Here is an 18,839-nt window from a genome sequence, read left to right on the forward strand (position 1 = left end):
TCGGAGAAGCGCCGCCCGATGGCTTCGGCCACTGGCGGTGCGAACCCTGAGAAGGGGTGAAAGGGACAATGCGTATCCTGCTGCTCGAAGACGAGCCGGAGATGGCTTCCGTGCTGAAGACGGCGCTGGAGCGCCGGCATGTCATCGTCGATCATGTCGCGACCATCGCCGACGCCGAAGCCGCGGCCGCCTTCGGTCCCTATGATGCGCTGGTCCTCGACCGGCGCTTGCCAGACGGTGAGGGGCTCGACCTGATCCCGAAGCTGCGGGCGAGCCGCGTCGATGCGCCGATCCTGATGCTGACGGCGCTCGGTGGGCTGGACGACCGGGTCGCCGGTCTTGACGGCGGCGCCGACGACTATCTGGCCAAGCCCTTCGCCGTTGAGGAGCTGATGGCGCGCCTGCGCGCCTTGCAGCGCCGGCCAGCGACCCTGCGCTCCGAGCTTACCGTGGTGGGGCGCCTGACCTATGATTTCCATCATCGCGAAGCGATGGTGAACAACAAGCCGCTCGAATTGCTGCGTCGCGAGCAACTGGCGCTGGAGGCGCTGGTCCGCCGGCCTGGCCGGGCGGTGCTGCGCTCGACGCTGGAGGAATCGGTCTATGCCATGGATGACGAGATCGGCTCCAACGCCCTGGATTCCCATCTCTCGCGGCTGCGGCGCAAGCTCGACGAAGTCGATGCCGGCGTCGAGATCCGGGCGATCCGCAATCTCGGCTATCTCCTGCGCGCCGTGACATGAGCAAGAAGCAGCGTCCACGTTCACTGCAATGGGTGCTGGTGCGCAGGCTGATCCTGCTGCAGGCTGCCATGCTGCTCGTCTTCCTCGGCCTGCTCACCCTGGTGCTTTTCATCGCCCAGCCGCGCCTCCTGGTCGACAATGAAGAGGCTGCGGTCATTGTCGGTGAGGCACTGAACCGCGACGCCGATGGAAAGCTGGTGGTCACGGAGACCGAAGATCTCAGGAAGTTTCGCCAGAGTTTTCCATATCTCTGGTTCCTCGTGCGCGATCAGAACGGCCAGGAATTGCGCCAGGGCAATGTGCCTGCGGTCTATGCCGGCGGTGGCAACGGCTTGCTCAAGAGCGTTGACCGTGCCGCGCTGACCTTCGCGCAGAACGATCTGCGCCCGGCCGCCACCTATGCCAATCTGGATACGCCGGCCGGGCGCGTCGGCGTGCTCGCCTCCACCTTGTCATCGCGCTCCGAGAACGATGGCGTCGAGGTCAACATCGACCTGCAGATCGAACTGGCCCGCCATCCGGACGGAACCACCAACTGGCTGCGGGTCGGGCCGATCCTGGTGATCCTCACCATCGTCATGCTGCTGCCGATCATCATCGTCATGGGCTTCACCACGCTGGTGACGACACCGGCGGTGGTGCGCCGCTCGCTGGCGGGGCTTGTCGCCACTGCCGAGGAAGCCAGCGCCATCGACATCGACAATCGTGCCGTGCAACTGCCGACCGAGCGCGTGCCGCAGGAGGTGGCGCCACTGGTACAGGCGTTCAACCGCGCGCTTGCCCGGCTTGGCGAAGGGTATGAGAAGCGTAACCGTTTTCTTACGGATGCGGCGCATGAACTGCGCACACCCATCGCCATCATGCGCACCCGCGCAGAATTGCTGCGCGAAGATCCGGAGAGCCGCAAGCTGCTCAAGGATATCGAGCGCCTGTCGCATCTGGCGCAGCAATTGCTCGACAGCCAGGTCATCGACCAGTCGTCAGGTCAGCGCGAGACGGTAGACCTCGTCGATCTGGCGAGGAATCTGGCTGCCGATTTTGCGCCGCTGACGCTGGAGGCTGGTTATGAACTGTCTTTCGAGCCGCCAGAAGGCAAGGTGCCGGTCAAAATTCGGCAGCAGCAGATCGAACGGGCCGTCGCCAATCTCTTGCGCAACGCCATCGAGCATGGCGGCGGTTCGGGCAACATCACCGTTTTCGTCGACGACAGGGGCGGATTGGAGATCCACGACGAAGGGCCGGGCATCCCACCCCAGGAGCGTGAGCGTGTCTTCGACCCGTTCTACCGCCTGCGCCCGCGCTCGACCGGCGCCGGCCTCGGCCTGAACCTCGCCCGCGAGATCGCGCGTCTGCATGGCGGCGCCATCGAAATCCTCGATGGCGCCTGGAAAGGCACGCACATCCGACTGCAACTGCCGCTGGCAGAGCCTGTCAAGGCTGCAATCAAATCCGGTCGCGCAGCGCGAACCAGTTGAGGGCCAGGAACAGCAGCGGCGCTCGGAAGCGGCGGCCGCCCGGGAAAGGCGGTATCTTCAAATCCTCGATCAGCTTGAGGCGGTCGCGATTGCCCGACACCGTCTCGGCGTACAGCTTGCCGAAGAAGTTCGACAGCATGACGCCGTGGCCGGAATAACCTCCGACCGAGATGACGTTCGGCATCACCTCGCGGGCGAAAGGCTTGCGCGGCACGGTGATACCGACATAGCCGCCCCAGCCATGCGTGATCTCGACATCCTTCAGCGCCGGATAAATCTCGGTGATCTGCTTGCGGATGTGGATGTGGATGTCCTTCGGGTCGTTGACCGCATAGATCTCGCGTCCGCCGAACAGCAGCCGGTTGTCCTTCGATTTGCGGAAATAACGCACCACGAAGCGGGAATCATCGACCGACTCGCCGCCGGGCAACACCTTCAGTTCGTCGCCAAGCGGAACAGTGGCGCCGATGAAGGAACCGATCGGCATGATATGCGCCGCGCTCACCGGTTCCAGATTGCCGCCATAGGCGTTGGCGGCGATCAGGCACTTGTCGGCGGTGATCGTGCCGCGTGCCGTCGCCACCTTTACCTTGCCGCCTTGCGCGGTGATGGCGGTCGCCGGCGTGTTCTCGAACATGTGAGCGCCGGCAGCCGCGGCGACGCGCGCCGTGCCGATCACCAGTTTCAACGGATGGATATGACCGGTACCGCTGTCGCGGCTGCCGCCGTAATACTGGTTTGAGCCCAGCCGTTCGGCGGTCTCCCTGGCATTCATGAATGCGATGTGCGGATAGTCGAAACGCGTTGCCATGATCTCGGCATGCGCCTTGTAGTCGTCGACGTAGCGCGGCTTGTGTGCCACCGACAACTGGCCGGGCATGTAGTCGATCTCGATGCCGTTGGTCGCGGAGAATTCGATCAGATGCGTCTTGGCTTCCTCGGCAAGGTCGAACAGTGCCTTGGCGCGGGTGAAGCCGTATTCGCTCTCCATCTCCTCCGCCCAGGCGCGCTGGCCGGTGCCCAGCTGGCCGCCATTGCGGCCTGAGGCGCCGTCGCCGAAACGATGGCTCTCGAGCAGCACGACATTGGTGCCGGCCTTGGCCAGGTGCACGGCTGCGGAAAGCCCGGTGAAGCCGCCACCGACGATGACGACATCGGCCTGCCGGTCGCCGTCCAGCGAGGGATATTCAGGACGTGGTCCAGCGGTGTCCTCATACCAGGAGCGGCCGGGGGAGATGGGGGATTGGTAGGGCATGATGGCTTTCGGGAAGTGAGGCAGTCGGGAGTAGGCAGTCGGCAGTCGGGATTGGCTTGGCACATTGGAGGTCGGTTGAACAATTTCGTGGGGCTAGCCACGCTTGCTGTTCCCGACTGCCGACTGCCTACTCCCGACTGCCTGTCACCTCACACATTCAGCAGCAGATACTCCCGCTCCCACGGACTGATCACTTCCATGAAGGTCTCGAATTCCGCGCGCTTGATCGCTGCGTAGGTCGCGGCGAAGGTACGGCCGAGCATGCCGGCCAGTTCTTCGTCGCCCTCGAACAGGTCAACGGCTTCGAGCAGGCCACGCGGAAGATCGATCTCGTCCTCATTGGCGGTGGTCAGCACTGGCGGTTCCGCCTGCAGCTTGTTGTTGATGCCGATCAGACCGCAGGCCAGCGATGCCGCGAGCGCCAGATAGGGGTTGGCGTCCGACGACGGGATGCGGTTTTCCACGCGGCGCGCATTGGGGTCCGAGCGCGGCACGCGGAAGGCGGTGGTGCGGTTGTCGTAACCCCATTTGTTGTTGACCGGGGCCGACGCCGCCTGGGTCAGGCGGCGGTAGGAGTTCACATAAGGAGCGAACATCACCAGCGCATTCGGCACATGTTTCTGCATGCCGCCGATGAAGTGGAAGAAGGCTTCCGTCTCGGTACCGTCTTCCGCCGAGAAGATGTTCTTGCCGGTCTTCTTGTCGACGATCGACTGGTGGATGTGCATTGCCGAACCCGGCTGGCCCTGGATCGGCTTGGCCATGAAGGTGGCGTAGACATCGTGCTTCAGCGCTGCTTCGCGCAGGGTCCGCTTGAACAGGAAGACCTGGTCGGCCAGTTCGATCGGGTCGCCATGGCGCAGGTTGATCTCGAGTTGGCCAGCGCCTTCTTCATGGATCAGCGTGTCGATCTCGAGACCCTGTGCTTCCGAGAAATGATAGATGTCGTCGATCAGTTCATCATATTCGTTGACGCCGGCGATCGAATAGCCTGAGCCGCCGGCGATCGGCCGGCCTGAGCGGCCGACCGGCGGGGTCAGCGGATAGTCCGGATCCGGATTCTTGCGGACCAGATAGAATTCGATCTCCGGCGCGACGACGGGCCGCAAGCCATGCCGGTCATAAGCGGCGACCACGCGCTTCAGCACGTTGCGCGGCGTGAATTCGACGGCGCGGCCGTCCTGGTGGACGAGATCGCAAATGACGGCGGCGGTCGGGTCCTCTTCCCATGGCACCACCGTCAGCGTCGAAAGATCGGGCACCAGCTTCAGGTCGCCATCGTCTTCCGGATATTCGAAACCATTGCCGTTCTCCGGATATTGCCCGGAAATCGTCATCATGAAAGGGGCTGAGGGCAGCGCCAGCGAGGTGTTGGAGGTGAACTTGGAAGACGGCATCATCTTGCCGCGGGCGACGCCGGCCTGGTCGGGCGTGATGCATTCGATGTCCTCGATGCCGCGCGATTCAAGCCAGACGCTCGCCTCCTTGAAGCTCTTCACTCCTCTGAGATTTTTCAGAAAGGCAGGCGCACGGGTTCGCGTCCCCCGGCTCGACGGACGGACTTCCTTCTTGGCAGACGGCATCAATCACCAGATGTGGTTGCAGATTGCCGAGTATAGCCGTGGCCCCGAAGGGAAGAAAAGGGGGGCTGATGCCGGTTTTGCTGGCATAAGCGTTTCAAATGGCTGGTTTCGGGCCGTTTTTGGCCCGGTCCGCCGCTTTGCACGCCCGGCTCTGATCGGGCGCATCCCTCGTGCGCAAAACCACTGCACACATGGCGCGACATGCTTTAAATCAACCTCATGACCAGTCTTACCACCATCGGATTCGATGCCGACGACACACTCTGGCAGAACGAGCAGTTCTTCCGGCTGACCGAGCGTCATTTCGCCGAATTGCTCTCCGATCACGCCGAAAAAGAGCATCTTCTGGAGCGGCTGCTCGAGGCCGAAAGGCGCAACCTCGGCACTTATGGATTCGGCATCAAGGGCTTCACCCTGTCGATGATCGAGACGGCAATCGACGTCACGGACGGCAAGGTGCCCAGCCACGTCATCGGCAAGATCCTGGCGGCCGGCCGCGAGATGCTGAGCCACCCGATCGAAACGCTGCCGCACGTGCATGATGCGCTGGAAGCGCTGGCCGGGCGCTACCGCCTTGTGCTGATCACCAAGGGTGATCTGTTTGATCAGGAGCGCAAGCTTGCCCAGTCAGGCCTCGGCGATTTCTTCCAGGCTGTGGAGATCGTCTCCGACAAGTCGCGGCCGACCTATGAGCGCATCTTTGCCCGCCATGGCGACGGCGCCGAGCATGCCATGATGGTTGGCAACTCGCTGAAGTCGGATGTCGTTCCGGCAATCGAAGCCGGCAGCTGGGGCGTCTTTGTACCGCATGAGCTGACCTGGGTGATCGAACATGTCGAGGCGCCGAAAAGCGAGCCGCGGTTCCGCGAGATCGGTCATCTTGGCGAATTGCCCGGACTGCTGACCGAGATCGGGAACGACGACTAGAGCGTTTCCGTTTTCACGGAAACACTGAAGCGCTGTAACTCTTTGTGTTCTTATGCAATTCCGAGCGGAAAGCGGCTGCGCACTTTCTGGGAATTGGTCTAGCGCGGCTGCTTCGAGCCGCTTTTCAGCTTGTCGATGATCTGGTGCAGCCGGTCGGGTGTGATCGGCTTGGCCACCACGAAATCCACCGCGCGCGGCAAGGCGAGGCTTTCGGCGGTGCCGCTGCGATTGGACAGGAAGATCACGCAGGGCACCGATCTGCGGGCCATGCCGCGGATTGCTGCAATGCCCGAGAGCACGGCATCGCAGTCGCTGTTTTCCGGCCCCCCATCGAGCACCACGGTGCCTGGCACGATATCGGTCAAGGCCGACGGGGCGGTTTCCGGCGATTCCGCAATGGCTTTCAGCCCGCTCTGTTCGATGATCCTGGTCACCACGATGCGGTTGATCTGCGAACGGCTTACGACGAGTACCTTGCTGAAATCCAGCGTAGGTCCGCCGCTCTCTTCGGCGGATTCGTCAACAATCGTCATGTCGTCCTCGCCAAGCCTCGAGGGTGATGGGGCCGCGCTGCCCCCGCTGATTCAATGCTGGGTTGTACTTCTTGTTGGACCATTGGTCGAGGCAGCCGCCTGTGTCAAGCGTGCCGACGTCCTAGCCCTGATATTCATCAATCACAATAAATTAAATGGCGCTTCCGCAAATAAAGTCGCAGGCCCGTCGAACAAAGAACGCAACAAGAAAAAACCCGCCCGATGGTTGACCATCGGGCGGGTTTTTTCTTTGTTTTGGTAAGTGGTGACTTTCTTCAGCCGTGACTTTGTTGCGTGACGATAACTGGGATCAAAAGATCACCCCAATTGCCGTCGCCGCCATGGTGACGGGCCGAGCGAACCAGCTCGACCGAGACGCCGGCTTCGACGGCCTTCATGACCGACTGGTTGAGGCGGTGCAGGTCGTTGGCGACGATGCGGATCACCGCCTGCTGGTCGGCGCTCATGGTGGTGGCCTGTTCCTCGGCTCTTTCCTTGACACGGGTACGCGGTGCCATCGTTCTTCTCCTCGAATGTTCCTTCGCCTTCTGGGGCGGTTCCTCTGTTGCCGCCCCGGCGCCGGGGCGCCGGGGGTGATGCGCGGTCCGGCCTATTCGGCGGCCGGGCGGAACTGTTCGTGTTCGGTCGAGTCGTGCATGGCGGTGGTCGACGACTTGCCGCCGGTGATCGCCATCGAAACGGCGTCGAAGTAGCCGGTGCCGACTTCGCGTTGGTGCTTGGTTGCGGTGTAGCCGTTGGCTTCTGCGGCGAACTCCGCTTCCTGCAGCTCCGAATAGGCCGCCATCTGGCGATCCTTGTAGCCGCGGGCCAGTTCGAACATGCCGAAATTAAGCTGGTGGAAGCCAGCCAGCGTGATGAACTGGAACTTGTAGCCCATCGCGCCCAGCTCGCGCTGGAACTTGGCGATCGTTGCGTCGTCGAGGTTCTTTTTCCAGTTGAACGACGGCGAGCAGTTGTAGGCCAGCTTCTTGCCCGGATGCGCCTTGTGCACGGCTTCGGCGAACTTCTTGGCCTGGGCGAGGTCCGGCTTGCCGGTCTCCATCCAGATCAGGTCGCAATGCGGTGCGTAGGCAATCGCGCGGGCGATGCAGGGCTCGATGCCGTTCTTCACCTGGTAGAAGCCTTCCACCGTGCGGCCCGCATCCTTGTCGACGAAGGGCTGGTCGCGCTCGTCGACGTCGGAGGTGAGCAGCTTGGCAGCCTCGGCGTCCGTGCGGGCGACGATCAGCGTCGGCACGCCCATCACGTCAGCCGCAAGACGGGCTGCGTTGAGATTGCGGATATGCGCCGCGGTCGGGATCAGCACCTTGCCGCCGAGATGGCCGCACTTCTTTTCCGATGCCAGCTGGTCTTCGAAGTGAACGCCCGCGGCGCCGGCTTCGATGAAGGCCTTCATGATCTCGAAGGCATTCAACGGTCCGCCGAAACCGGCTTCCGCGTCGGCGACGATCGGCGCGAACCAGGTGTCGACCGAAAGGCCCTTGCCTTCGGAGGTCTCGATCTGGTCGGCGCGCTGCAGCGTGCGGTTGATTCGCTTGGCGAGCTCCGGCGCAGCGTTGGCCGGATAGAGCGACTGGTCCGGATACATGGCGGAAGCCGTGTTGGCATCCGCCGCGACCTGCCAGCCGGACAGGTAGATTGCCTTAAGCCCGGCGCGGACCATCTGCATGGCCTGGTTGCCGGAGAGCGCGCCAAGCGCGTTGACGAAGTCTTCCTCGTGGATGAGCTTCCACAGGCGGTTCGCGCCCATTTCGGCAAGGCTGTACTTGATCTGTACGGAGCCACGCAGCCGCTTCACATCCTCCGGCGAATAGGGCCGTTCGATGCCGTCGAACCGGCCTTCAGCGGCCGAAGGAACAAGGTTGTAAAAATCGGTCATTGTCTGCTCCGCTTCACAAATTGCGTTTCGCGAAACCGCCTGATGTCTTCGTTTGGTGGCGATCTCCCTGTGACTTGATTTACATTGCGTTGCGAAATCGGCCCAGAGAATTCGCGATTTTGCCTGAAAGATAAGGGAAAATCTGTGTTGTGTTTGACAGCGTCGCGCTGTAAATTTGTAAAAACTGTAAAAGACGGAGAAGGCCGAAATCGCCCGATATCGGTGTCAATTTTTGTAAAATGGTCAAGTCGACATGGCTGAGCAGAAGATCTTCGCCGGGCCGCGCATCCGTCGCATCCGCAACCAGAAAGGGCTAACCCAGACGGCCATGGCCGAGGGGTTGGGCATTTCTCCTTCCTATCTCAACCTGATCGAGCGCAACCAGCGCCCGCTGACGGTCCAGCTCATCCTCAAGCTTGCTTCCGTCTACAAGGTCGAGCCGGATGAGCTGCAGGGCGAGGCGCGCGGATCGATCTCTGCCCTGCGCGAGGTTTTCACCGATCCGCTTCTGGCCGGCGAATTGCCGGGCGATCAGGAACTGGTCGAGATCGCCGAAGCCGCACCCAATGCGGCCGCAGCCGTCATCAAGCTGTTTCGCGCCTACCGCGAGCAGGCAGAACGCCTATCCGACCTCACCGAACTGCTCGCGCGAGAAGGCCACACCACCGCGCTTTCCGGTGCGCGCTTACCCATCGATGAGGTGCATGAGGTTTTCGAGCGCAGGCCCAATCATTTTCCGACGCTTGAAGAAGAGGCTGAGGCCTTCACGACGTTGCTGAGTCCGGGCGACGACCTGTTCGGCGCGTTGAAGGAGTGGCTGCGGCGCGAGCATGGTATCGTCGTCAAGGTCCTGCCGGTCGCCACCATGCCCAACTGGCGCCGCCGCTATGACCGCCATTCACAGCGCCTTTTCCTGTCGGAACGGCTGTCGCCCTTCGATCAGCTGCGCGAGGTGGCGATGGAGGCAAGTCTCATCCGCATGCAGGTCGCGGTGGCGGCGGAGATCGCGGCGCTGAAGCTGTCGTCCGACGAAGCCAGGCGGCTCGCCCGCTTCGAGCTCGGCCGCTATGCCGCGCATGCGCTGATGATGCCGTATCAGGCGTTCCTCTCCGCCGCCCAGCGTGCCCGCTACGATGTCGATGTGTTGCGTTCGCGCTTCGGCGTTTCCTTTGAGCAGGCCGCCAACCGGCTGACCATGCTGCAGCGCGCTGGTGCCTCCGGCGTGCCGTTCTTCATGCTGGAGGTCGACAACGCCGGCAATCGTTTCCGACGTGCCGGCGCGCAAGGGTTTCCGCACAGCCGTTTCGGCGGCGGCTGCCCAAAACTGCCGGTGCATGCTGCCTTCACCCAGCCCGGCCAGATCTTTGTTGAGGCGGTCGAAATGCCGGATGGCGCCGAGTTCCTCACCGTGGCGCGCACGCTGGAAGGGCCGCAGGGCGCCTTCTCGGAGCGGCCCCGCCGCACGGCAATCCTGCTCGGCTGCGACATCGCCTTTCGTGATGAGATCGTCTATGGCGCGGCGCTTCCGGCATTGGCCGTAAGCGGCAAGACGGGGGCCGTGAAGGCAACGCCGGTCGGTCCCGCCTGCCGGCTTTGTGAACGCTCCGGCTGCCTGTCGCGCGCCGAGCCACCGGTGACACGTCCGCTCGGCCTCGACGAGATGGTGACCGGGCTGAGCGCCTTCGATTTCCAGTAAAAGCCTGCCGCGATCGCTGAGGGATCGTTCGACAAGGCATCGGCAATGTCAGTTGTCGTATCCTGTCAGTTTGTCAGGATTGCTTCAGCAGAGATGGCATATTAGCCGTCGCTGACATTGACGCTCACGGCCTCTGTCTGCATTTTCGCGCCTCGCTGCGTAACCGGTGAGGCGCCCCATGGCTGGTACCGTTCGTCCCGTGCGGCGCTGGCTGAAGCGCATCGCCATCGCTTTGGCCGCGGTGCTGATCCTTGTGGTCGCGCCAGCCGTCCTGATCCTTTATCCGACCTTCAAGTCCTATCCGGCAATCCAATTTCCGCAGGCTGCTTCTCAGGCCGAGAGGAACAAGCAGGACCTCGATCTGCTGCAGCGTTTGCCCGAAGTCGAGCGCAGCTTCACCAAGGAGAGCCGCGCGGCGTTCAACACCGCTATGGCCGAACTTGTCGCCCGCGCGCCCGATCTTGACCGCGCCGGCTTTGCCATGGGTACCGCGCGTGCCGTGGCGCTGGCCGACAATGGCCATACCAACGTCATGGCGCTGGTCGCCGGCCACGGTTTCAACGCCCTGCCGGTGCGCTTCGGCTGGTTTGCCGACGGACTATTCGTGGTGGAAGCGCGCGCTGACCAGCGCAACCTGCTGGGTTCCCAACTCGTCACCTTTGACGGCCGCTCGCCGCAGCAACTGCTGGAAGGGCTTCGTGCCTATGTCGGCGGACCTGCCAATCTGGCGCGCGAGCTCTCGCCGAACCTGATCGCCTCGCCGGAACTGCTTCATGCCGCCGGCCTTGCCGACAAGGCGGACGCGGCTGCCTTGGTCCTGCGCCTGCGTGACGGAACGCAGGCGTCACATGCGCTTGCCGCGGAACCGGGCACGCCGGAGCCGTTGGCCAGGACGTTCTGGCCGAAGCGCTACCTGAGCACCGTTCCGGTGCCGGACGACAACGGCCCATGGATTCACGTGCTGCAGGGCGCCCAGATCCCGCAGGCACTGACGCGGCCCGATCAGTTCTTCTGGCATGACTACCTGGCCGACGGCAGCGTCCTCTACGTCCAGATCAACCGGGTGCGCGACCAGGACGGCAAGTCGCTGCATGGCTATCTCGCCGATGCGTTGGCTGAAGCGAAGACGCGGCAGGTCAAGGATGCGGTCGTGGACCTGCGCTTCAACCCCGGCGGCGACTACACGCAAAGCGCGGATTTTTCGAAACAATTGCCTGGGCTGGTGCCGCAGGACGGCAAGGTCTTCATTCTCACCAGCGGGACGACTTTTTCGGCGGCACTGAGCACGGCGGCGATGTTGAAGTATCATGCCGGCGCGCGCGGCATCCTTGTGGGTGAGCCGATGGGCGACAGGTCAAAATTCTGGGGCGAGGGCGGCACGGTCACCTTGCCGAATTCCAGGCTGAACGTCCGCTACACCACCGCCTATCATGATTGGGAAGATGGCTGCAGCCTGGCGCAGGTCATGACGTGCTTCTTTCTCAACTATATCTATGGCACGCCGTCCGGATCGCTGGCGCCCGCCGTGCCTGTCGCGCCGACATTCGCAAGTTACGCTGCCGGCGAGGATGCGGTTTTGTCCGAGGCCCTGAAGCAAGCGAAGTAGCCATCGTCTCTCCATTGCCTGAGTGACACAGCCATCGCTGGCTCGTCAGGCCTGTGGCAGCAACTTGGCGACTGCTTCGCCGATCAGAGAAGGAATCCTGGCGGGGTCGTCCAGGTAGGCGCCTTCGAGCAGGCCGTCCGACAAGGCGACGAACAGTCCCGCTGTCGTCGCGGGAGACGGATCGCCGCTGGCGGCACAGAGCTCTTGCAGGCGGTCACGATACCATTGCCGGCGCGCGTCAATGGCGCGGCGTACCGGGCTGGCGGGATCAGGATATTCCGCCGCCGCATTGAGGAACACACAGCCGCGATAGTCGGCGTCGATCCCCGCATCGCCGATGCGTCCCAGGATCGCGGCGATCGTTTCGCGCGGCCGCTGCGCGGGCAGGGCGGCGATATACGCGCGTCCGAGCCGGTCCTGCTCCTCGATATGAGCGACGACGAGATCATCCTTCGAGGGGAAGTGTTTGTAGAACGTCGCCTTGGCAACGCCTGCCTCGGCGATGATGCGGTCGATGCCGACGGCATGAATGCCTTCGGCGTAAAAGAGCCGGCTTGCCGTATCGAGCAGGCGACGGCGGGCGGGAGAGACATCGGTCATGTCAGCAGTCTTTTGCATGGCATTGACACTAGCAGACAGGTCTGTCTATTTCAATTGTAGACAGACCTGTCTGTCTTATTAAGGAGGAATATATGTACCCGACCGACACGTTTGACATCATGCAGCGCTTCAACCGGGCGTTCCAGGAACACCAGCCTGAGCTTCTCGACGATCTGATCGCCGAGGACTGCGTCATGGAATCGATCCAGCCGGCACCGAACGGCACGCGTTATGAGGGCCGCGAAGCCTGCCTTGCCTTCTGGCATGCCGTTGCCGCGGACCGTGTTTCGTATTTTGAGCTCGAGGATGTCGCGGCGATGGGCGACAGCGCTGTGATCCGCTGGCGCTTCAATTTCGGCGATGGCGGCTCGGTGCGCGGCGTCAACCTGATGCGCGTGAGGGACGGCCTGATCGTCGAGGCGCTGGGCTATGCAAAATCGCCGGGACAGGCGGCACCCTTGCCGGAGTGACGGCAGTCATGGTCGCGGTTGATGACCTATCTTAGGCGGCTGCGGTCAGGCACTCATGCAGCAGCCCGGTGGAATAGCCGCGCGTCAGATGTGCCTGCGAACGATAGGTCTCATCACGCATCAGCGCCGCATGCAGCCTGGGCAGGTTGTAGAAGGGCACGCCGGGATAGAGGTGATGCTCGATGTGATAGTTCACATTGTGCGGTGCGAAGAAAAGCCGTTCCCACCAGTACGGCAGCACGGTGCGGGTGCTGCCGAGTTCCTCTTCATAGTTCATGCCGCCGAAATGCTCCGAGATGTTGCGCACATAGAACATGAAGAACAGCACCGTGAAATAAGGCACCACCCAGTAGATGAAGAACTGCCACAGGACGCCGAACCAGGTGCAGGCCGCGATCACCAGCACATAGAAGCCGAGCCGCAGCGCCTTGTAAGTTCTGGTCGACTGGTCGTTGCGGTTGAGGCGGGGAAACGCCTGCTTCAGGTCGCGGAAGGTGTTGACGGCAACCAGATAGCCCAGGAATCGCACCGTCAGCCGCAGCACCGTCTGCGGAAACTGGAAGGCTTCGTCACTGATCTTGGTAATCCAGTCCGGGTCGCGCTCGGTGTTCAGGTGCTGGTGATGGGTGAGATGGTTGTTGCGGTAGGACTGCGCGGTCGACAGCACCGGCCAGGCGACTAGCAGGTCGGTTACCCAGTCGTTGAGGCGTTTGTTCTTGAAGATGCGGAAATGCGCACCGTCATGCATCATCACGCCAAGCCCGTGCATACGGCCGGCGATCAGCAGGATCGCCAGCAGATAGATCCAGAAGCCGCCGACATATTCGCTGACGGCGATCGAGGCTGCGATGACGCCCCAGTCAAAGCCGATGGCCAGCAGCGCTTTCCAGGGCTGAAGGATGCAAAGCTCCTTGATCTCCTTGGGATTCACGGTGGAAGTGTAATACTGCATGGCTTCTGGTCTGGGGTCTTGTTGCCTGTTGGACAGTCTACCGGATAGCTCTGTCAGTTCAATGAAGCTCGCCTGCCCATGGCATGGTGAATGGCCGGCGGAAGCTGCTGTGCGCCACGGCACTCGTCTATCCGTCAAGTCTTGCTTGAGGCTGGCTTAAGCAATCCCGGCCGCCCGGTTCTTGCGGCAGGAAGTCATCTCTTTCACCCTTTGCACGTTACTGGAAACCGGCAGATTCTGTCGTGCTCCACACAATGCTCCGCGGCCGAAAGGGCAATAGTAGGCCATGAACGCCATCGCTCAACCATCGGCATTGAGAGAAGAACGCATCGGCTACCTGCTGGTGTTCCTGTCGGCGTTGATGTGGAGCCTGGGCGGCACCATCGCGCGCTTCATCGCGATCGATGACAGCTGGACGGTGGTGTTCTGGCGTTCGGTCTGGGCGGCCGCCTTTCTGATTGCTTTCATGGTGTGGCGGGACGGCCCGCGCGGAACCCTGAAACTGTTCCGCGACATGGGCCTGCCCGGCCTTGCGGTCGCCGTCTGTTTCGCCACCGCTTCCACCTGTTTCGTCGTCGCGCTCTCCTATACCAAGGTTGCCAACATCCTGCTCATGCAGGCCGGGGTACCCTTGCTGGCGGCGCTGCTGAGCTGGCTGCTGTTTCGCGAAAAGGTCTCGGCCGCCACCTGGGCGGCGATCGCCGGCGTGATCGTCGGCGTTGCCATCATGGTCTCGGAATCGCTCGGTGGCGCGGTGTCGCCGATCGGCGATGGGCTGGCGCTACTGATTGCCTTCATGTTTTCGGTCGCCACCGTCATCACCCGCCGTTTTGCCCAGGTGCGCATGACACCCGCCACCTGCCTCGGCACGATCTTCGCCGCGCTTTTTGCTGTATCGCAGGCCAGTCAGTTCGCGGTTTCACCGCGCGACATGGGTTTCCTGTTCGCCTTTGGCGTCATCAATCTCGGCGTCGGCCTGGCCTTCTTCGCCACCGGAGCCAGACTGGTGCCGGCCGCCGTGGCGGCGCTGCTCGGCACCTTTGAACCGATCCTGGGGCCGATCTGGGTCTGGCTGGTGCATGGCGAGGTGCCTTCAGTCCGCACCATGGTCGGCGGCGTCGTCGTTGTTGCCGCGCTGCTCGTCCATATCGGCCTCGAACTGCGGCGTCAGTCGCGCCCGGCACGCCCCGGCACCACCGGCATCCCGTCACCGAACTGAAAAAAGGCCCCGTTGTCGGGTGCGGCCATTGCCCCGTGCGGAGGCAGCCAGGGAAACATTGTTGGGAGTTTATTGCGCCGTGACATGGAGTTTCATGTTGCCGCGCAATAAGAGATTATTTTGTCTATCGGTTTTTACACACGGGTCTTACTTGTATGTGAAGGATTATTTCAAATGAATAATACAGGAGAATTAAGTGAATTTACCTGTAGTAAAAACATTTGTTCCAACGCTGCCGGCGAGCGCCTATTTCGATACCGGGCGGCACAATATAGAATTTGAACGGATATTTCGCCGTGAATGGCTTTACGTCGTTCACGCTTCGCAAATTCCAGACGCCGGGTCCTATAGCACGTTCGAAATCGGCGATGTTCCGATACTGATTGTTCGCGGGCAGGACGAAAAAATCCGGGCATTCTATAATGTCTGCGTCCACCGCGGGCATATCCTTGTCCAGGGGGAGGGCAAGGCCAATGCTTTCACCTGTCCTTATCATGCCTGGACTTACCAGTCGGATGGCAAGCTTCGTGGCGCCCCAGGATTGAAGGTGGGGGATCTTCCCGACTGCAACCAGTCACTGAAATCCATTGATGTGAAAGTGCGCGATGGTTTCGTCTTCGTTCGGCTCGAACCGGGCGAAGACCGCTTCGATGACCAGTTCGACGGTTTCTTCAAGGAATTGAACGCAAAACTCTCGCTTCTTTCCCGGCTGCGCTTTGCCCGGCGCTTTGTCGCCGAGGTCGACGGCAACTGGAAGATCATGGTCGAGAATTATCTCGAATGTTACCACTGTTCGCCGACCCATCAGGCGCTTGCCGAACTGATGTGCATCCCTGAATTCAAGATCAAGCAGCATGCCTACTATGTGACGACCAGCGCCCCGGCGCGGAATGCGGAAAATTCGGCCTTCAACTATACGCCGCATGAGGGCATGCAGACCGAGTTTTCGGGTTGGGGCTTATGGCCCAATCTGACGTTCAACATCTTCCCCGGACAACAGAACCTCCTGGTCTTCCATATGTTGCCGATCTCGGCGGAGCGCTCCGTCGGTTACTGCGACTATTTCTTTCTCGATGGAAAGGTCGATGCGGAAGCGCAGGCTCTGATGGATTGGGAGGGCAACGTTCTCGAGAAAGAAGACAACGAGCTCATCGTATCGGCTCATAGGGGAATGCGTTCCGGCGCGGTTCCGCATGGGCTTTTCGTGATCGACAGCGTCAATCATGCGATCACGGAAGAGCCGCTGGCGCATTTCAACATGCTGGTCCAGCGCGCGATGGGAGAAGCCTAGTCTGACTGCCTTAGCTTTTCTGGTTCATCACGTCCCGCCTGGAGCCTGCGATGGGGGTCAACAAAAACAGCGGCATCTTCGCCGCCGCGTTTGCGGCGTTCTGCTGGGGTTCCGCAACGGTCATGTCGAAGGCCGTCCTCGATGAAGTGAGCCCTGTTGCGCTGCTTTTCGTCCAGCTTGCGGCTAGCGTCGTCGTTGTCTGGGCATTCGTGTACCTGATCCGTCGAAAGGTACCCGAAGCCAGGCCGGCCATGAGGTTGTTCCTGCTCGGGCTTCTGGAGCCAGGCGGTGCCTATCTGCTCGGCCTCATCGGTCTGGCAACGGTGCGGGCAGGCGATGCGACGCTGATCCAGGCGACCGAAGCCATCATGATCGTGATCATCAGCGCGGCGTTTCTGAAGGATCGCCCGAGCGCTGGTTTCGTACTGCTTTCATGTATCGCTCTGGTTGGTCTCTCGATGGCGCTCGGTTTCTTCGACGTTCGAAGCGAAACGAGTTCGCCGATGGGGATCGGTCTTGTTTTCGTCGCGACCGCCACTGCCGCGGTGTACGTCGTTCTGAGCTCCCAGGCGATCGGGGATCATGATCCGGTGGCCGCGGTGGGACTGCAGCAGCTTTCGGCGCTGGCTCTCGCGACATGTGCGTTGCCTTTCGAAGCCCTCGCATCCGGTGGTGGGATCGTGTTGCCGACGACGGCGAGCGCATGGGCAATTGCCATCATTTCAGGGGTCGTTCAGTACGCCATTGCCTTTTCGGCCTACATGTTTGCCTTGTCCCGAATTTCGGCGAACCTCGCCGGAAGTTTCCTGAACCTCACGCCGGTGTTTGGTTTGGGCATTGCATATCTCGTTCTCGACGAACGGTTGAGTTTGCTGCAGGCCCTGGGGGCGGTCGTTACAATCGTGGCGGTGACCCTGCTGCAGCTGCGCAGGCCGGCGGACGAGGATGATGCCACGGGCAAAGTCATTCCTCCTGCTGTCTTGTGACCCCGGATCCCGTCATCTGGACGACAGCCGTCTTTCCGCATATCGCCGGCTCCGGCGAAAAACGCTGCGGGCGCTGCTTTGAAGTTGCGACACGACACGTTTTGATTGTCAGGAGCGATTGGAACATCTTTGCCCATTGACAAGCCTGCTGCGCGACGGGCAGGCTGTGAATACGGCAACAACAAAACAGGCGCATCTTGCCACGTGATACAGCCGGCCAAACCAGGACCGAGCCTCACTGCCATGCGCTGCCAATCGGGCAGCAACAGGCGGTAATCTCTCTAGGCAAGCCCCGCACAGCGGCGCCTCATTCCATCGCACGCATCCTCCGGAACGCTGTCCAGGCGTTATCGTCGTGCGTTGCCGCGATACCGTTCAACGACGCATGCCGGGCGATGGTCATGATGCCGTCTTCCGGCAAGAGAATACTGACAAAGGGAGTGTGAAGAAAATGATCCGCAAAGCGATTTTGCTGGCGGCGACGGCCGTGGCGTTGACGTTGCCGACGCTGGGCGCGCAGGCACAGGAGCGTGTCGTCAACGTCTACAACTGGTCCGACTACATCGACCAGTCGATCATCGCCGACTTCACCAAGGAAACCGGCATCAAGGTCGTCTACGACGTCTATGATTCCAACGAGATCCTGGAGACCAAGCTCCTGGCCGGCGGTTCGGGTTACGACGTCGTCGTGCCGACCGCGACGCCATTCCTGGTGCGCCAGATCGCAGCCGGCGTCTACCAGAAGCTCGACAAGTCGAAGCTGCCGAACCTGGCCAACATGTGGGACGTCGTGCAGGAGCGCGTTGCGGCCTTCGATCCGGGCAACGAGTACTCGGTCAACTACATGTGGGGCACCACCGGCATCGGCTACAACACCAAGAAGATCAAGGAAGCGCTTGGCGTTGACACCATCGACAGCTGGGACACGGTGTTCAAGCCGGAAAATCTCGCCAAGCTGAAGGACTGCGGCGTGATGATGCTGGATTCGCCGACCGACATCCTGCCGACTGCCCTCAACTACCTGAAGATCGATCCGAGCTCGAACAAGGCAGAGGACCTCGCCAAGGCGGAGGAGCTGATGCTGAGCATCCGTCCGTCGGTGCGCAAGTTCCACTCCTCCGAATACATCAACGCGCTCGCCAATGGCGACATCTGCCTGGCCGTCGGTTTCTCGGGTGACCTGTTCCAGGCCCGCAACCGCGCCCAGGAGGCCAAAGCCGGCGTCGAGATCGCCTATACGATCCCGAAGGAAGGCGCCGAGATGTGGTTTGACCAGATGGCCATCCCGGCTGACGCCAAGCATCCGGCCGAGGCGCTGGAATTCATCAACTACATGATGAAGCCGGAAGTGATCGCCAAGTCGTCGGACTACGTCTTCTACGCCAATGGCAACAAGGCTTCGCAGCCGCTGGTCAACAAGGAGATCACCGGCGATCCCACGATCTACCCGACCGAAGACGTGATGAAGAAGCTCTTCACGGTCAAGCCATACGATCCCAAGACCCAGCGCGTCATCACGCGCATCTGGACCAAGGTCATCACGGGACAATAAGCATCATGGAAAACCCCGGCAGCCTGGCTGCCGGGGTTCTTTCGGGGACTG

The 18,839-nt window shown here is 61.6% G+C and carries 17 protein-coding genes and 1 pseudogene; 11 read left to right on the forward strand and 7 right to left on the reverse strand.

All coding sequences use genetic code 11. The annotated features are described in order from the left end of the window. Positions 1–68: 68 nt before the first annotated feature. Together AC3WTO_RS25785 and AC3WTO_RS25790 are read left to right on the forward strand one after the other, a co-directional pair. The gene (locus tag AC3WTO_RS25785; protein WP_492463797.1) at positions 69–743 is read left to right on the forward strand and encodes a response regulator transcription factor; all 675 of its coding nucleotides are present in this window, start codon (positions 69–71) and stop codon (positions 741–743) included. Beyond that, positions 740–2,218, forward strand: coding sequence for a sensor histidine kinase (locus tag AC3WTO_RS25790; protein WP_492463798.1), 1,479 nt, complete (start codon positions 740–742; stop codon positions 2,216–2,218). Before AC3WTO_RS25785 ends, AC3WTO_RS25790 begins: the two co-directional genes overlap by 4 nt. Here AC3WTO_RS25790 and AC3WTO_RS25795 read toward each other — a convergent pair. Both AC3WTO_RS25795 and AC3WTO_RS25800 read right to left on the reverse strand, forming a co-directional pair. Beyond that, positions 2,187–3,473, reverse strand: a complete 1,287-nt coding sequence (locus AC3WTO_RS25795) for an NAD(P)/FAD-dependent oxidoreductase (protein ID WP_492463799.1) — start codon at positions 3,471–3,473, stop codon at positions 2,187–2,189. The genes AC3WTO_RS25790 and AC3WTO_RS25795 overlap by 32 nt on opposite strands. A gap of 149 nt (positions 3,474–3,622) precedes the next feature. Next, positions 3,623–5,056 (reverse strand): glutamine synthetase family protein, encoded by a 1,434-nt coding sequence (locus tag AC3WTO_RS25800; RefSeq protein ID WP_492463800.1) that lies wholly within the window; start codon positions 5,054–5,056, stop codon positions 3,623–3,625. A 219-nt stretch (positions 5,057–5,275) separates the two neighbouring features. Here AC3WTO_RS25800 and AC3WTO_RS25805 point away from each other — a divergent pair, with 219 nt between their 5' ends. Further along, positions 5,276–5,983 carry an HAD family hydrolase gene (locus tag AC3WTO_RS25805; protein WP_492463801.1) on the forward strand — a complete coding sequence of 236 codons (708 nt, stop codon included), beginning with the start codon at positions 5,276–5,278 and terminating at the stop codon, positions 5,981–5,983. 98 nt (positions 5,984–6,081) lie between these two features. On the opposite strand, the gene AC3WTO_RS25810 is transcribed toward AC3WTO_RS25805, so the two are convergent. The 3 genes from AC3WTO_RS25810 to aceA form a co-directional block, all read right to left on the reverse strand. Then, entirely contained in the window at positions 6,082–6,516 is a 435-nt protein-coding gene (locus AC3WTO_RS25810; RefSeq protein ID WP_492463802.1) for a response regulator, read from the reverse strand. Between the two features lie 275 nt (positions 6,517–6,791). Then, a complete protein-coding gene (locus AC3WTO_RS25815) occupies positions 6,792–7,034 on the reverse strand; it encodes an SMc00767 family acetate metabolism repressor (protein ID WP_024926069.1) in 243 nt (80 codons plus the stop codon). Positions 7,035–7,126: 92 nt separating this feature from the next. Further along, positions 7,127–8,416: an isocitrate lyase gene (gene aceA / locus AC3WTO_RS25820; RefSeq protein ID WP_492463803.1), complete on the reverse strand. Its 1,290-nt coding sequence runs from the start codon at positions 8,414–8,416 to the stop codon at positions 7,127–7,129. Between the two features lie 253 nt (positions 8,417–8,669). Here aceA and AC3WTO_RS25825 point away from each other — a divergent pair, with 253 nt between their 5' ends. Both AC3WTO_RS25825 and AC3WTO_RS25830 read left to right on the forward strand, forming a co-directional pair. Next, on the forward strand, positions 8,670–10,112 hold the full coding sequence (locus AC3WTO_RS25825; RefSeq protein ID WP_492463804.1) for a helix-turn-helix domain-containing protein: 1,443 nt from the start codon (positions 8,670–8,672) through the stop codon (positions 10,110–10,112). A gap of 178 nt (positions 10,113–10,290) precedes the next feature. Beyond that, positions 10,291–11,718 carry a S41 family peptidase gene (locus tag AC3WTO_RS25830; protein WP_492463805.1) on the forward strand — a complete coding sequence of 476 codons (1,428 nt, stop codon included), beginning with the start codon at positions 10,291–10,293 and terminating at the stop codon, positions 11,716–11,718. A 45-nt stretch (positions 11,719–11,763) separates the two neighbouring features. Here the strand turns inward: AC3WTO_RS25830 and AC3WTO_RS25835 are convergent, their stop codons facing one another. Beyond that, entirely contained in the window at positions 11,764–12,318 is a 555-nt protein-coding gene (locus AC3WTO_RS25835; protein ID WP_492558443.1) for a TetR/AcrR family transcriptional regulator, read from the reverse strand. 92 nt (positions 12,319–12,410) lie between these two features. Here AC3WTO_RS25835 and AC3WTO_RS25840 point away from each other — a divergent pair, with 92 nt between their 5' ends. Then, a complete protein-coding gene (locus AC3WTO_RS25840) occupies positions 12,411–12,788 on the forward strand; it encodes a nuclear transport factor 2 family protein (protein ID WP_492463807.1) in 378 nt (125 codons plus the stop codon). A 31-nt stretch (positions 12,789–12,819) separates the two neighbouring features. Here the strand turns inward: AC3WTO_RS25840 and AC3WTO_RS25845 are convergent, their stop codons facing one another. After that, positions 12,820–13,740 carry a fatty acid desaturase family protein gene (locus tag AC3WTO_RS25845; protein ID WP_492463808.1) on the reverse strand — a complete coding sequence of 307 codons (921 nt, stop codon included), beginning with the start codon at positions 13,738–13,740 and terminating at the stop codon, positions 12,820–12,822. A gap of 286 nt (positions 13,741–14,026) precedes the next feature. Here AC3WTO_RS25845 and AC3WTO_RS25850 point away from each other — a divergent pair, with 286 nt between their 5' ends. The 5 genes and pseudogenes from AC3WTO_RS25850 to AC3WTO_RS25870 all read left to right on the forward strand — a co-directional run bounded on the left by AC3WTO_RS25850 (position 14,027) and on the right by AC3WTO_RS25870 (position 18,788). Beyond that, positions 14,027–14,959, forward strand: coding sequence for a DMT family transporter (locus AC3WTO_RS25850; RefSeq protein WP_492463809.1), 933 nt, complete (start codon positions 14,027–14,029; stop codon positions 14,957–14,959). Between the two features lie 196 nt (positions 14,960–15,155). Beyond that, positions 15,156–15,494 (forward strand): annotated as a pseudogene (locus AC3WTO_RS25855) (aromatic ring-hydroxylating oxygenase subunit alpha); the annotation flags it as partial. 12 nt (positions 15,495–15,506) lie between these two features. Next, positions 15,507–16,250 (forward strand): SRPBCC family protein, encoded by a 744-nt coding sequence (locus tag AC3WTO_RS25860; protein WP_492463922.1) that lies wholly within the window; start codon positions 15,507–15,509, stop codon positions 16,248–16,250. 50 nt (positions 16,251–16,300) lie between these two features. Beyond that, positions 16,301–17,236, forward strand: coding sequence for a DMT family transporter (locus tag AC3WTO_RS25865; protein WP_492463810.1), 936 nt, complete (start codon positions 16,301–16,303; stop codon positions 17,234–17,236). A gap of 451 nt (positions 17,237–17,687) precedes the next feature. Further along, positions 17,688–18,788, forward strand: a complete 1,101-nt coding sequence (locus AC3WTO_RS25870; RefSeq protein ID WP_492463811.1) for a polyamine ABC transporter substrate-binding protein — start codon at positions 17,688–17,690, stop codon at positions 18,786–18,788. Positions 18,789–18,839 lie beyond the last annotated feature (51 nt).

It is taken from the genome of Mesorhizobium sp. EU05-FHT14A09, assembly GCF_058790995.1.